16 protein-coding genes and 1 pseudogene are annotated in these 14,119 nt (G+C 37.1%); 2 read left to right on the top strand and 15 right to left on the bottom strand.

Features of this window, described 5'->3' with window-relative positions; translation table 11 throughout:
• Positions 1-204 precede the first annotated feature (204 nt).
• Positions 205-399 (bottom strand): annotated as a pseudogene (locus tag MKX67_RS05010) (O-methyltransferase); the annotation flags it as partial.
• Positions 386-706, bottom strand: a complete 321-nt coding sequence (locus MKX67_RS05005) for a hypothetical protein (protein WP_342488968.1) — start codon at positions 704-706, stop codon at positions 386-388. The pseudogene MKX67_RS05010 and the gene MKX67_RS05005, both read right to left, overlap by 14 nt.
• 170 nt (positions 707-876) lie before the next feature.
• Here MKX67_RS05005 and MKX67_RS05000 point away from each other — a divergent pair, with 170 nt between their 5' ends.
• Positions 877-1,692: an STAS domain-containing protein gene (locus MKX67_RS05000; protein WP_095370372.1), complete on the top strand. Its 816-nt coding sequence runs from the start codon at positions 877-879 to the stop codon at positions 1,690-1,692.
• Between the two features lie 102 nt (positions 1,693-1,794).
• Here MKX67_RS05000 and MKX67_RS04995 read toward each other — a convergent pair whose 3' ends face one another.
• The 12 genes from MKX67_RS04995 to MKX67_RS04940 all read right to left on the bottom strand — a co-directional run bounded on the left by MKX67_RS04995 (position 1,795) and on the right by MKX67_RS04940 (position 12,817).
• Positions 1,795-2,205 carry a hypothetical protein gene (locus tag MKX67_RS04995; RefSeq protein WP_328199642.1) on the bottom strand — a complete coding sequence of 137 codons (411 nt, stop codon included), beginning with the start codon at positions 2,203-2,205 and terminating at the stop codon, positions 1,795-1,797.
• A 150-nt stretch (positions 2,206-2,355) separates the two neighbouring features.
• Entirely contained in the window at positions 2,356-3,609 is a 1,254-nt protein-coding gene (locus tag MKX67_RS04990; RefSeq protein ID WP_342488964.1) for an acyl-CoA thioesterase/bile acid-CoA:amino acid N-acyltransferase family protein, read from the bottom strand.
• An 8-nt stretch (positions 3,610-3,617) separates the two neighbouring features.
• A complete protein-coding gene (locus MKX67_RS04985; protein WP_342488962.1) occupies positions 3,618-3,824 on the bottom strand; it encodes a hypothetical protein in 207 nt (68 codons plus the stop codon).
• Between the two features lie 389 nt (positions 3,825-4,213).
• Entirely contained in the window at positions 4,214-5,386 is a 1,173-nt protein-coding gene (locus tag MKX67_RS04980) for a collagen-like protein (protein WP_341050076.1), read from the bottom strand.
• Between the two features lie 144 nt (positions 5,387-5,530).
• Complete coding sequence (locus tag MKX67_RS04975; RefSeq protein WP_342488961.1) at positions 5,531-6,178, bottom strand: cupin domain-containing protein; 648 nt, start codon at positions 6,176-6,178, stop codon at positions 5,531-5,533.
• 750 nt (positions 6,179-6,928) lie between these two features.
• Positions 6,929-7,519, bottom strand: a complete 591-nt coding sequence (locus tag MKX67_RS04970; protein WP_307317235.1) for an ankyrin repeat domain-containing protein — start codon at positions 7,517-7,519, stop codon at positions 6,929-6,931.
• 47 nt (positions 7,520-7,566) lie between these two features.
• Positions 7,567-8,388: a spore photoproduct lyase family protein gene (locus MKX67_RS04965; RefSeq protein WP_322909938.1), complete on the bottom strand. Its 822-nt coding sequence runs from the start codon at positions 8,386-8,388 to the stop codon at positions 7,567-7,569.
• A gap of 22 nt (positions 8,389-8,410) precedes the next feature.
• On the bottom strand, positions 8,411-9,016 hold the full coding sequence (locus MKX67_RS04960; protein WP_095370378.1) for an ABC-2 transporter permease: 606 nt from the start codon (positions 9,014-9,016) through the stop codon (positions 8,411-8,413).
• A complete protein-coding gene (locus MKX67_RS04955) occupies positions 9,009-9,878 on the bottom strand; it encodes an ABC transporter ATP-binding protein (protein WP_307317239.1) in 870 nt (289 codons plus the stop codon). Before MKX67_RS04955 ends, MKX67_RS04960 begins: the two co-directional genes overlap by 8 nt.
• Positions 9,878-10,255 carry a GntR family transcriptional regulator gene (locus tag MKX67_RS04950; protein WP_322909937.1) on the bottom strand — a complete coding sequence of 126 codons (378 nt, stop codon included), beginning with the start codon at positions 10,253-10,255 and terminating at the stop codon, positions 9,878-9,880. The genes MKX67_RS04955 and MKX67_RS04950 overlap by 1 nt, the downstream gene beginning before the upstream one ends.
• A 142-nt stretch (positions 10,256-10,397) precedes the next feature.
• Positions 10,398-12,035: a hypothetical protein gene (locus tag MKX67_RS04945; RefSeq protein WP_307317241.1), complete on the bottom strand. Its 1,638-nt coding sequence runs from the start codon at positions 12,033-12,035 to the stop codon at positions 10,398-10,400.
• Positions 12,035-12,817 carry an ABC transporter ATP-binding protein gene (locus tag MKX67_RS04940; protein WP_307317243.1) on the bottom strand — a complete coding sequence of 261 codons (783 nt, stop codon included), beginning with the start codon at positions 12,815-12,817 and terminating at the stop codon, positions 12,035-12,037. Before MKX67_RS04940 ends, MKX67_RS04945 begins: the two co-directional genes overlap by 1 nt.
• 216 nt (positions 12,818-13,033) lie before the next feature.
• Here MKX67_RS04940 and MKX67_RS04935 point away from each other — a divergent pair, with 216 nt between their 5' ends.
• Positions 13,034-13,423: a hypothetical protein gene (locus tag MKX67_RS04935; protein ID WP_322909936.1), complete on the top strand. Its 390-nt coding sequence runs from the start codon at positions 13,034-13,036 to the stop codon at positions 13,421-13,423.
• A 25-nt stretch (positions 13,424-13,448) separates the two neighbouring features.
• On the opposite strand, the gene MKX67_RS04930 is transcribed toward MKX67_RS04935, so the two are convergent.
• Positions 13,449-14,063 (bottom strand): DedA family protein, encoded by a 615-nt coding sequence (locus MKX67_RS04930; protein ID WP_322909935.1) that lies wholly within the window; start codon positions 14,061-14,063, stop codon positions 13,449-13,451.
• Positions 14,064-14,119: the final 56 nt, after the last annotated feature.

Genomic DNA, 14,119 nt, shown 5'->3' with positions numbered 1-14,119 from the left:
GGAAAGAATTAAAATTGAACCGTACTACTACAAAATAGGACTAAACGGTACTCATAACGAATGCTATGTGAGAAGTGAGGTTGCTACTCAACTTTTGAAAGTAGTTACTTTTCTACCGGAAGGAATCGGGGTTAACGTATGGGATGGATGGCGCTCTTTTGAAACACAGCTTGCCATTTATGAAGCAACAAAGAAGGAGTTAATGTATCCACCGAGCGCACCAATTTCTAGAACATTCTTTGCTCCTGATGTTGATACGAGCAATGTTAAAAGCTTCCCTGTAGAAGGAGAGACAGAAATGGCTCTCATTCCATTTTCATTAATTGATTGAAGTACCTCCTCTAGGAGCTCATCGTATTGATAAAACACCTTATCAATATATCGATTAATTTGTTTCATGCTCATCCCCCTTATCCGTATTCAGTTCTGACTCTCTCGCTAATTCGTTCAAATGAAAATGATGGATGTATTCTTCAATAATCATATCTATTGCTCTCAACTCTCCCACTAATATAGGGTTAATGGTCTGCAATTCTGGTGATGTTAATTGTTTCTTCAAAATCGATTCCTTGAGCCTTAAGCTCTCTAAAAAAGTGAGCGCTCGTCCTCTACGAAATGTTTTAGCCCCCTCTTTATGCGAGCGGTTTCTTTTGCCCCTTCGCTCACCTCTAGGATGATCCTCGAATTCACTTTGTTTATCTTTCATTATCTCACCTCCTTCGTACATTATAATTGTATACAAACGTATACAATTAAGTCAATCTAGATTATATGGGTGACTGTTAGTAGCTAGTGAATGTTCACTTGCCTTTTTCTTGAGTCATCCCTCTCACACATGCTACCATTAAAAGTGACATAAATTGGAGGCTGTGACTATTGACAATACAAATAGAAGAACATTTACAGCAAATAACTGAAAGAATCATTACTCAAAAACCTTTATTAGCAGAAAAGCGATATATAGCAGCTAATCAATCCTATACAAAGAAAACACAAGTGGATATCAAACTTTGGCGAGAAAAGTTAATAAATATTTATGCTCAATCTATCTCAACATCCGAAGAGCACACGTTTGAAACCTTACAAGAATGGGGAAAAGAAACGGTTAATTTATGGGCAAATCTTAACTTGAATCTTGAAACTGCAATTGAGGAAGTAAGATACTATCGATCACTGATCGGTGAAATCATCAAGAAAACGGCCAATGATTTCGCTCTAAGTATTGATGTATTTTACGATATCATTTCAAAATTTGATGCTGTAGTAGATCGTGCTGTTTATTGGCTGAGTATGTCTTACTCGAAACAGTTTAATCAGCGAATCCTTAGTGCAGAAACTGCAGCCGAAGAACTTTCAATTCCCATTGTAAGAATTACAGAAAAACTCGGGGTCATCCCTTTGATTGGTATTATGGATACAAATCGTGCACAAAAACTGATGCATGTCTCAATAACGTCTGCTTCTAATCTTGAATTAGAGCATATCATCTTTGATTTATCAGGCGTACCCATTATTGACACGATGGTCGCCAAGCAATTATTCGATGTAATTGAAGCACTTCAATTAGTCGGCATTTCAGCGAAAATCTCGGGTATTCGCCCAGAAATCGCTCAGACAATGGTTTCACTTGGCGTTAGTTTTAAAGTAAAAACCTACTCTAGTCTCCACCTCGCTGTAAAGGAAATCCAATAAATGAGAAAAAGAAGGGGCCAGCTTTGGCCACCTCCTTCTTTTATAAATGTGTATAAAAATCTCTGACACATTATTTCACTCCCCAAAAACAATTGATTAACTCTAGTCCCTCATCCAAGCAACAGAATTAAGAGAAAATATGTATATTGGATAGACAAAAAAGCCTGCAAGAATAAATAATCCTGTAGAGGGATTAGGGCTGTCTCCAGGATAGGTAATAGGAAACAAGACGCTGTTTACATAAGAGAAAACAACTAAATAAGGAAGCCATAAGAGAAGCGACCAATAATGAATCTTTCTCTTTTCAAACCATTGAAGAATAAGAAAAATAAGCCATACTGTGATAGCAATAAAGCCGATCAAAATAGCACTTATAATAATGATATTCACTGTTCTAGTTTCAAAACCTGATAACCGTGCAAATCGATAAACGTTTGCCATAAGTGTTATTGGAAGATAAAATATAAGAGCTAAACAGATGCTAATGACATTTATGCGGAAAAAGTTCTGCAAGAATTGCACTCCTTTTCTGTAAATATATAACTGTATATTAGTAATATATTTATCGAATTTCAATAAATAATATTGCTAATACAATAAATACATAAGGATTCCAACCCATTAGGCACTAGCTAATCCAACTCAAACCGACAAACATATTGATCATTTATCTCCCAGTTTTTTCGCGAAACTTCTCCTAAGAAAATCGATTGTTTCTTCCCATGAATGCACGCTCGCTTTTGCTGTTTGTGCTTTTGTACCACCGGTAAAGCCATTGGCTACAATCGGTAAATACGGTATTCCAATTTCATGGCCTGCGGCTTCATAAAAATGTTTTTGAATATGTTCATGTGTACATACATCATGAAAAACAGAAGAACGAAAATTAGCGTCTTCTTTTCCAGATATCAATAAGAATTCCTTTTTGGTTTCTTCAATAGGGATAATGGCTTTATTGAGTTCATACAAACAATCGTACCAGTACGATAATGGATTCCCTCCTTTCATCCATCGTGCCCTACAGTAAGATGCTACCTCTACAGGGTTTTCTTTAGAGGCATAGGGTAAGGCTTGTCCGCGAAAATTCCAAGCAGGCGGTAACGTTCTTTCTTCAGACCATGGCACAATGCCTGCAAAAGAAACGGCTGAACCATTAAGAGAGACAGCTGCTGTGATTTCATCAAACAAGACAGCCGACCACAAAGCTAGCTCACCACCCCTTGATGTTCCATGGATTCCTATCCAGTTCGGATGAGCATCCCTTCTATTGGTCAACCAAATAATTGCATTTTCAATGAGTTCTAGAGGGACCTCTACCAATCTATCATTTAATCCTTCTTCACCAAAATAAGCTAAAGCCAATGTGTTAAAGCCATATGCAGTTAATGCACTCGCTGCAAAATCGTTTGTCCCCCCTTCAGAACCTGAAACGACTATAAGGGAAGGTCTTACTTTATAATCCCGATGATAATAATATCTCCCAATCAAGCCATCACCATTAATTGGAATACTATCCACTTTTTCATCTTTATACCATTTCTTCACTATTATTTTCTTATCTAAACAAATATTATCTCTATAAAGAGCAATTTCATATTCATGAGGATTTAATCTTATGTACGGCTCGCTTTTATTTTCTATTTGTTCTTCTATTTGCATCGACCAAAAAAGACCCATTGCGTCCGTTTCAGTATAAGTGCCTTCATATGGCTTTGCGGTTGCTAAGTCAATTTTCCCATGTTCATCTGCAATAAATTGAGCATAAGAAACTCTTTTAATGAGCTGATTCTTCGTTACTGAATGCCTAATAAGCTCTACTTTATACCGGTTGCCACTTTGTAAGGGATAGAAGCTTAAATGAAGTGGCTCAGCAATCAGTGAAATCCAGCGATTGTTTTTTTCATGAATAATAGTCATCTCTTAACCTACTTTTCGATATTTTGTTGCTTCAATTCTCTTTCAATTGAACGGACCATTTCTTTTAGCTCTGCTATCTCCGTCAGCAATTTCTGCTGATCTTGTACTTTTGGTTGAAAAAACAACCGATAAAGCTGCGAAATTCCCCAATATACCATATATAAACTAATACCAAATACAAGGAATATAATCGCAATGGGTATAATATTCTCCATTAACAATACACCTCCATTTGTATTTCTTTCCTTTGTCATTCTCTCTTTAGAAGGTTTTTCAGATAACTATATTATATATCACAATTTACTTTTTTGTATTTTTTTTACAAATAAACCATAGTTTTTTTACTTCTATTAAATTAATAATGGAAAATAATGTAATAATTCTAACTTTTGAGTGCTAAATTGGTATCGATGCCGTGTGAAGTATAAGGGATTGCTTGCCTTATATAGTGGGGGTTATTCTATTATTAAGAAAAAGAGTTCTATAGGGAAATATCCAAGTTGAGCTGCAACCCTTAAGTGAGATGGTAATTAAGAAAAGAACAAAGACTATCTTAGCTTTGTTCTTTGAATTCATAGCATATAATTGTTCCATTCATCATTTCTTATTGAGCTGCAACCCATGGCGATAGTTGCAGACTTACATCACTTGTATTAATGTTTTGACCAATAAAAAACCCCTGCAAATTTTGTGCTCTGAAATTAATTGATGGTGCATCTTGTGTACTCGCATAACCTGCCGTTTCAGCACCAATATTACATCCATTTACTTGATTATATACAGCTAAATAGTATTGTTCTTCTGCTAGTAATGTGACTGGTGAAACGAGTGGTAAGTTGAATACTCCTGGTGTAATTGTAGTAACAAGAGGTGTGACCGCTATTACGGTTGCATTATTATTACCCACAGGACTTAAGATAGCCATTTGAAAATCGCCTGTTACGTTCCCATCTTGAACAATGTAGCAGGAAAGTTCTGATACCGTTTGCTCTGTTTGATTAAATACTAATGCACCGACTGCCTGAAAGTTCCCTCCACCTGCGTTAAATGGTAATTCTGCATTGATGCTACCCATTGTTAATGTTTGAAGGAAATTTCCACCACCTCCACCACTTGGACCAGTTGCACCCGTCGGACCTTGTATGCCTATTCCTGTTGGACCAGTGGGGCCCGTTGGACCTATGGGACCTGTTGCTCCTGTCGGACCTGGTGGGCCTCCCGCTGGACCGGTTGCACCCGTCGGACCGGTGGGACCTCCCGCTGGGCCGGTGGGACCTGTAACTCCTGTTGGACCAGCAGGGCCGCCTGATGGTCCTGTGGGGCCTGTAATTCCTATTCCTGTCGGACCTGTTGGACCCGTTTGTCCTGTGGGACCAATCGGGCCGGTTGCTCCTGTTGGTCCCGGAGGTCCTCCTGCTGGACCGGTGGGCCCAGTAGGACCGGTAGGACCACCGAATGGACCAGTGGGACCTGTGACTCCTGTTGGTCCTGGAGGTCCTCCTGATGGTCCAGTTGGACCGGTTACTCCTATTCCTGCCGGACCAGTGGGGCCTGTTGGACCAGTTAAACCGGTAACTCCAACTCCAACTGGACCGGCTGGACCCGTTACACCAGTCATACCGGTAACTCCAATTCCAACTGGACCGGTTGGACCCGTTACACCAGTCATACCGATAATGATTGTACCAGGACAACATATATTACAGTTATCACAATGGGAGTAATATCTTTTATTACATTTACGACAATATTTCTTTTTCTCTCTACTAACTAACACGATGAAACCTCCCTTTTTTTAATCTATATAATTATGTTATTTGTACAACTTCCTTTTGATTGTATTCTTGCCTATAGGCTAATACTTTGTCATATCAATTCAAAATAAAAGAGCTGCCTCTGCAGGCAGCTAATTCTAAAAGCTTCAATCATATGGTTGATACTGAATAGGGTGAAATTGTTTTTGTTGAGTATGTTGAGTTTGGGAATTAGGTTGGTAATAGTGTTGATGGGGATTATGATGTTGGGTTGTTTGTCGTTGACAATCCGCCGATGGGCCAATGATTACTGTGTTAGTAATAGGTGAAATCGCTTCTTCCCATTTATTCTGATCAAGACAATAGTTAGCAGACATCACTTTACTTGGAGTTAATCGCAAAATATCTGAGCCATATATAGCTTGTGGATAAGGAGCATCAAAAATAGCTAATAATTGCGTGTTATCCTCGGTCGCTACCTCATAATGCCAAAAACCTTGAGGGACATTTGCTACTTGCCCTGGTTGAATTGGTATATTTTTCAACTCACTCGTAAAGGGATTAATAAAAGAAACGACCGCAGAACCTCTCACACAATAGACCAGTTCTGAAGCATTTTGATGAATATGAGGTTCTACATATTTCTCTTTACTAAGAAAAATATCTAACATTGACACATTCCCAAGCGTGTTTAGCTGATCCCTCCCTAAAGCATTAATATAGTTATGGTTATCCCTTTTGAAAAGTTGGTTATTTCGTAAGTCATACATATATTGGTTATTAGGTGATTGATAATCTATATATAAAACAGCCATACCACTCACTCGCCTTCCTTAAATCTCATTCGCTTTAGTATATGGGCTGGGCTGTAAGAGGTGAATACTTTTTATTCTGTGATTTGATTCCATGAAAATTCTTTAGAACCAAGTATCATTAGGAATTTGAAGTTTCTCATACGACAGTGAAAAAGATTGGTTATTATAAGGAGCATGATCATTTAATACATCCCACTTTCCGTTATCAGTCGTCAATACAGCGTGCGGGGCAGTTAGCTAAAACTATACCCTAACAAAAACCGGATTAAGGATATGTCTGTTCATCACCTTTGAAAAGAGGGTAAGGACGATGATGCCTATGGATAATCAACTCTTCCTATCTATCATTGTATATCTTCTCTATATTAGAAAATGATGGCTCAATAATCGAGCAAAATAATCATCTGCCTTTTCTAAAGACCTAATGAATAAAAACCCCAGTGGTTTCTTCCTCTATCCATCATGAAAAAGAGCTTAACTCGGGAATAATTGATGGTTGCACATGTGAAAGTAACCATTGATGAGGTCAAAAAATGCAGATGACTTCTTTGAAAAGGTTGTCTATTAGCTAAGACCAAGATCGCCTCATCATGATTCCCCTTGACTTTAGAAATATCATTACTAGAAAACATGTCTAATTACTATTTGTACTTTCTAATCGAAGGAAAAATAAATAAAACTGACACCTTTTGAGGAGTCAGCTTATCGTTTAATTGTATATCTACAATTTTAAGAGAGTAATTAACTAACTTACTTTTTTACCTTTTCCATTATCTCAATCATCTCTCGATACCCTCTATCCCTCGCATGTTGCAAAGGTGTTACCCCATCTTTGTCTGTAATCGTAATATCTGCTCCATGATCAATAAGTAATTGAACAATTTCTTGATGTGTTTTCCCACCATCACTTAAAATGATGGCCTCGAGTAATGCTGTCCAGTGCAAATTATTGATATGATTCACATCCGTATCAGAATGTGTGAGCAGTTCCTTTACAACTTCAATATGTCCCCGTTCACATGCCGGAATAATGGCAATGCCACCGTAGCGATTAGTGATTGTTGTATCGGCCCCTGCTTGGATAGCTAATTGAACAATTTCAAGGAGTCCTTCAGCACCTGCGTATAAAAGCACATTATCTAATCGTTTATTTCGAATATTGATATCTGCACCATGCGCTATTAACACTTGCACAATTTCCACTTGATTTTGTTGGGTCGCAGCCATAACGGCTGTATTCCCCTCGTCATCTAGTGCATTTATATTCGCCCCGATATTTAACAATGTTAATAAATGATCTTTGTCTCCATCTCTAGCTGCCTTTATTAATTGTAAACTCACAATAACTAACCTCCATCTTTAAAGTGTACCTCTATATATGTTTATAGTTATGAGGGGGCAAATCCTGCTTGACTGATATAGATTTGTTCTGGTGGGAAAACTTTTTTAAATCTTTTCTCTACGCAAGTGATAACAGACGGTTGATACCATTTTTCCAATCCTAATGCGTGATACTTCTTTTCAATCCCTAAACGACTTGTCCGTTTTCCACCACTGCCATCACCCAAAAAATAATCATCGATACATACACGATCAACATATTCTTTTAATTTTGTGGGAAATTCCTCACTGCTAGGCAGTATGGGGGCAACTGCTACTTGTGTGGGGATATTGGCATCTGCTAGTTTTTTTAAGGCATTCATTCTCGCCTGAATAGGCGGGGCTTCGTTTGCAAACTGCTTACGTATTTCCTCATCATCGGTCTCAATCGTCATACTGACTCGAACCCTGTTTCCTAATTTCTTTAGTAAATCAATATCCCTTGTAACAAGCGGGCTTCGTGTTTGAATAAGGAGAAAATCTGCTGGGTTGCTAACAAATACCTCTAAAAGTGACCTTGTGACTTCTTCCTTATACTCCACCGGTTGATAAGGATCTGTACTCGAAGACATGAAGATTGTGACGGTTCCTTTCTTCTTTTCCCTGTTCAATTCTTTGTTTAACAACAGAGCAGCTTCCTTTTTTACATCGACCCACTCACCCCATTCTCCTTTTCGAAAAAGGGAAACAGGCATTTGTCTTACATAACAATATTCACAGGCAAATGTACAGCCCGTATAAGGATTCAGAGTATGTGTGTATCCTGAAAGATAGCCAGTTCCTTTATTGAGAATCGTCTTCGGTTGTTTATAAAGATACTCTTTTGTCATCTTCCCAACACCCCATTATGAGTTAGAATACTTTACGACTATAAATAGTCAATGAGACCGCCCAAGAAATCAAATAAACGAAACTCACTAATACAGCGAGGAGCAGTATTTCACTACCATTTAATGAAACCATATACTCAAAAGTAGACATTAAAGTCCCAGCCATATTCAAGTCGAAAACCCTCGCTACTACCATAGTTACCCCAAATAATCCCAGTGTACCAATTAATAAATATTGACTCTTAAATTGATAAGAAAACGGAAATAGGAAAGAAATAGCCAACATTACAAGACCAAAAATAAGTAATGCCTCTTTCCAGCTTGTAAACGTCGCATGAATTGAAATATTCCAAACAAATACTACCAGAACGACTAATGCGGTGTATATAAGTGTACCAAAATATTTTGAGCTTACGATTTCTTTTCTTGTATAAGGTAATGCATTGAGCATTTTGTTAATCTCCGGTTTTTCATCAATGGCAAATGCATTCATCGCCAAGGCAATACTGAAAATGAGCGCATTCCATATGCTTGAAGAATTTTGGGTTAAGAATAAAATAAAAATTGGTAGCAAAAAAATCATCGTGTTCCTTTGTAAGATAAAATCTTTTTTTAACAAGTTAAACATGCCTCTCTTCCCCCTTTTTCGTATAAAACATTAAATCTTCAATTGTTGGCTTTTCAGTGACGACTAAATCACCAAATACGTCATGTACTCTTCTTTTGTTCGCTGTTAATCCTTCAAAACCCGATGAGGATTTGCGAATGCCAATGAACTCTTTTTCCGTATCGCGATCTAATAACTCGATGCTACCCTTAACAATAGCGTAATCTTCTTCAATGCGAAAAGCTTCTTTTGTGAAAATATGCTCACCATTATGAATGAAAGTAATATAATCTGCTATTCTATCTAAATCCGAAGTAATATGAGTAGAGAAAAAGATCGTCTTCGTCCCATCTTCCATAATTTCTTGTAAAATATCTAATAATTCTCGCCGAAAAACTGGGTCTAAGCCAGATGTCGGTTCATCCATGATAATCAGTTCAGCATGATGCGACAAAGCAACTGTTAAAGAAGTCTTCATTAACATGCCTTTGGAGAATGTCTTAATTTTTTTCTTTAAAGGCAGCTCAAATTTTCTTACATACTCATCAAACAATGCATCATCCCAATTACGATAAGCAGGGCGTAGAAGTTTGCGTAATTGAGCAAGAGTAATATGTTCATAGTAGACATTCTCATCAAAAACAAAGCCAATCCGTTGTTTGATTTCTTTTTCAAATTGTTTATATTCAAGTCCAAATACCTTCACGTCGCCTTTGTCCGGTTGCAGTAAATTCATCATCAAATTGATTGTTGTGGATTTCCCTACCCCATTTCCCCCGATAAACCCAGTAATAAACCCTTTTTTCACAGTTAGGTTCATGTCTGTTAATTGAAAACTCCCGAATGATTTATGGACACCTTTTAACTCAATTACATTCTCCATTAATTTTCCTCCCTGTATAGAAATGAAAGTAATTCGATTAATTCAGTAAGTGGAATGCCTATTTCCTTACTATTTTCCACGGCAGACAGTAATTGTTCTTCAATTACCTTCATTTTTCGTTCTTTCATCATTTCATTATTTTGTTCGGATATGAATGATCCTTTACCAACTACAGAATAAATAAAGCCATTCTTTTCAAGCTCTTCATAAGCACGCTTTGTGGTAATGACACTGATGCCAAGATCCTTCGCTAACTGCCGCATAGAAGGCAAAGCCTGCCCTGCTCCAAGCTCGCCTTTCAGTATTTGCGTTTTCACTTGTCCACAAATTTGTTCATAAATCGGTTCTTTCGATTGATTAGAAATGATTATTTGCATCATTAACCCTCACCAACATATTGTATATATACTTTATATACAATATACACAAACAAATGAAGGTATGCAATACTTTTTACAAATACAAAAAAAAGAAAAGCATCTCCCACTTAATAGAGCGCTTTTCCTTCCAACAATATGACTATTCAATTACTTTTTCCCAACCAATATTAAAGGCAACTTTCCAGCTAACCATTAAATAAAGAACTGCTAAACCTAAATAGATATAGGTTCCATAAGGATATATCGTACTTACATAATGCAAAATAGCGAATACACCAGCCAAGAACATCAGGAAGAATGCGATGATTCCATTTCCTGTTTGAGTATATTGATCAAAAGACTCTGTAAACGGAATGGCTTTTTTAAGAATCGCAAAACAAATAACAACAAATGTAAAGGCATTAAGTAATACAATGATTAATTCTGGAATAATCTTCAGACCATACAAAAAAGTAAAAACCAAACTTAGGAGTAAAAACGGTGGTAAAAACAGTTTCACTAAGAAGGCTTTAATCGTTCCAGAAAAAATCGGCTTTAGCTCAATAATTGGAGCTGTTCTGTAAATCCAGGCCCCTTTATACTTAACGGAATACGGCATTAGCAACATAATCGTCGGAATGACAAGTAAACTAAAATAAATTGTTAAATAGGTATGACTATTTGCTAGGTCTTCCCCATTATCACCTAATACACCGAAAATGAAGATAAAAGGGATTACTATTGAAAACCCTAACGACGGATAAGCTTTCAGTTTAAAATCTCTTTCATTTTTCATCATCGCACTAGCAAAACGGTAAAATGCTCTTTCCTCCTGTGTGCGACAGAAAAGTTGAAGTAGCCATTTTCGCCATTTCGCCTTCTTCATCCCCTTTGACTTCCCTTGATAAGTCAGCTTCTGCAGGCTATGTTCAAACATATCATTGAATTTTAAATATAGGATGATCGCTGTACATGGAACGATGATGCTTAAGGCGGCAAACAGAAGATAAAATCCCTCTGTGCTTTGGTTTAAGAGTAAATCCATATTGGCGGCGAACCACATAGGAAAGATAAATACTTGCCACCACTGCGGTTCAATTGTGATGGTTAAATTGATGATTTCAAATGATCGTGCTAGTAGCTGATAACCAACCATAATCATCAATGACAACCCAATTTGTACATAATTGATTAAATCTTTAAGTTTCTCACCATCGAAAAATTGTAAGATTAAGAAATAAAATAAGGCAGTAAGAACAACCACAAATAAATTAATGAAAATAAGATTAATAACAGCAAGCAGCAAGAAAAGAATGCCATGTCTAATCAGACCAACAATTAATGGAATCGTCACAAGGGCAATAGATAAATACCCTAAATAAATAATGATATGCATCATTTTCGCCGCACTAACCGTTCTGCGATTAATAGGCTTAGGGTAAAGAATATTGCGGTCGCGAATATCTAACAATACACTGGAAAAGTCTGAAATCATCGAAGTCATAATAAAAAAAGTAAACATACCGAAAAACATACTCATTTGAAATAAATAATGCTCACCAATAAAAAGCAAAGGGATCATAAAGAGCCCAAATAATACATATAACCATAATGACTTAATAAATTGATTACCCTTATCCTTCTTTTGCGAGTTTTGAGCTAACATTGTCGGTGTGCGACGACCATCCATCGTTAACTTCACCTTTAATATTGCTCTCATCACTTCATAATCAATATCAAATTTCTCGAAGACTTTTTTCAAAGGATCGAGTAGTTTAAGTGTTGGGATGTCCTGCATTATGCCATCTCCTCTACCACTGAAACAAATCGTTCTCCGATTTCCTTTTGTTGATTAAATCCTGTAAGTTGATTAAATATTTGCTCAAGCGTGCCTTCTGTATTCTGACTTTTCAGCTCATCAAATGTACCGTCTGCGGCGATTTTCCCATCATGGAGCAAAATAATTCGACTACTGATTTTCTCAACGACATCCATAATATGAGAAGAATAAAAGATTGTCTTCCCTTGCTGGGCAAGTCTCGTCATAATTTCCTTGAATATCATTACACTATTAGCATCCAATCCATTAATAGGTTCATCGAAAAACAACACATCAGGGTTATGTAGTAAGCTTGAGATAATTAATAGTTTCTGGCGCATCCCTTTCGAATAGGATGAGATACGAGAACGAAAGACCTCTCCAATCCCAAAAAGCTCCATTAAACGCTTCGCTTTGTATTCCGCAAAGTCAAACGGCAAACCATACAACTCACCTATAAAGGTTAAATACTCCTGTGCCGTTAAATTATCATACACTTCTGCCATCTCTGGCACATAGCCAATCCTTCTTTTATAATTAACGTCTCCATCAGCAATATCACGACCAAAAATCTTTACTTCTCCATTAAAATCTCCTTCAATCCCTAGAAGAATTTTCACTGTTGTACTCTTTCCCGCGCCATTCGGTCCAATATAACCAATAATTTCTCCACGTCTTACCTGTAGTGAGACACCATTCAACACCAACTTAGATCCGTATCTTTTGTATAAATTTTGAATATCAAGAATGATATCTTCCATCTTTCCCCCTCCTATCTTTTCACCATTATAACGTAAAAATGGGTTTATTTGGTTTGATGTCGAAAGGTTTATACGAGTGAATGTTGAAGATTAGTTGTATCGAACTTTTAACCTACTAAAACGTTCAGCTAAAATGGCAGGAAATATCCCTTGCTTTTTATCATATATATCAATAAATGTAAGAATGAAACGAAGTATGAGGAATTAAGAAAATAATTGTCATTTTTGTTATTAGTTTCCATCCTGTCTGCCTGCAATGACTCGCCTTATTTATATAAGGGAGAAAGTGAACATTCGGAAGGAGAGCTTCGTTATATCATACTGTCAGACGAACGTGGAGAGTATAAGCTTACGATTAAATATAAGGGGAATCCAGAAGGGTTAAAGAATGTTTTAGATTATAGCTTTAGCTTCGAGACAAGTCAGTTTGCTGGTGGAGGAACGAGAGCTTTCGATGAAAATGAAGATATACCTAATCCGCGGGTATTTAGAGATAGTGGTAGTTTAGACAACAGCTTGCATTTACTAAAGGATGAAAAGATTGATGTAACGGTCAAGTGGGGAGAACAAATAGAGGCTTTCACCTTAACAACTAATAAAGAGTAAGGTTGTTCCCCCTCTCGTAACAACCTTACTTTTTATGAAAAACTCTCTTTTTCAAAAAAATCATCACTATAACAATAAACACAAGAGCAATGGCGCCATAAACAATATAGGAATACATATCCATATAACCGACCACGGACTCCCATGATTCTCCTACCGCAGCGCCAATAAGGACGAGGACGATATTCCAAATCAATGTCCCAGCCGTTGTCAAAATAAGAAAAACAAGAAAATTCATATGCGCCATCCCTGCCGGTAAAGATATTAAACTCCTAATTAAAGGGATAAAACGACAAAAGAAAACGGTCCACTTTCCGTATGTTGAAAACCAACCGTTTGCTTTATGAATATCTTTTTTGGTTAATCTTAAAATATGACCCCAACGTTCTACGATTCGCTCCACTTTTCTGATGTCAATCAGCAAGCCAACACCATAAAGAACCACTGCGCCACCTACTGACCCTAAGGTCGATGCTACGACAACGCCAGCTACACTTAAATTCGTAGTAGTCGTCATAAATCCACCAAAAGTTAAGATTACTTCAGATGGAATGGGCGGAAAGATATTTTCCAACATAATCAACAAAAAAATCCCAACATAACCAAACTGCTCTATCACACTTGTAATCCAGTTCTCCATCTGCCTTTCACCTACTACTCTATGATTCTATTACCATACCCCTTCTTTGGTGAAAT

This window comes from Cytobacillus sp. FSL W7-1323, from assembly GCF_038595015.1.
GTDB lineage: Bacteria > Bacillota > Bacilli > Bacillales > Cytobacillaceae > Cytobacillus > Cytobacillus kochii.
The sequence above is the reverse complement of the archived record's forward strand: the minus strand, read 5'-3'. Positions and strand labels throughout refer to the sequence as shown.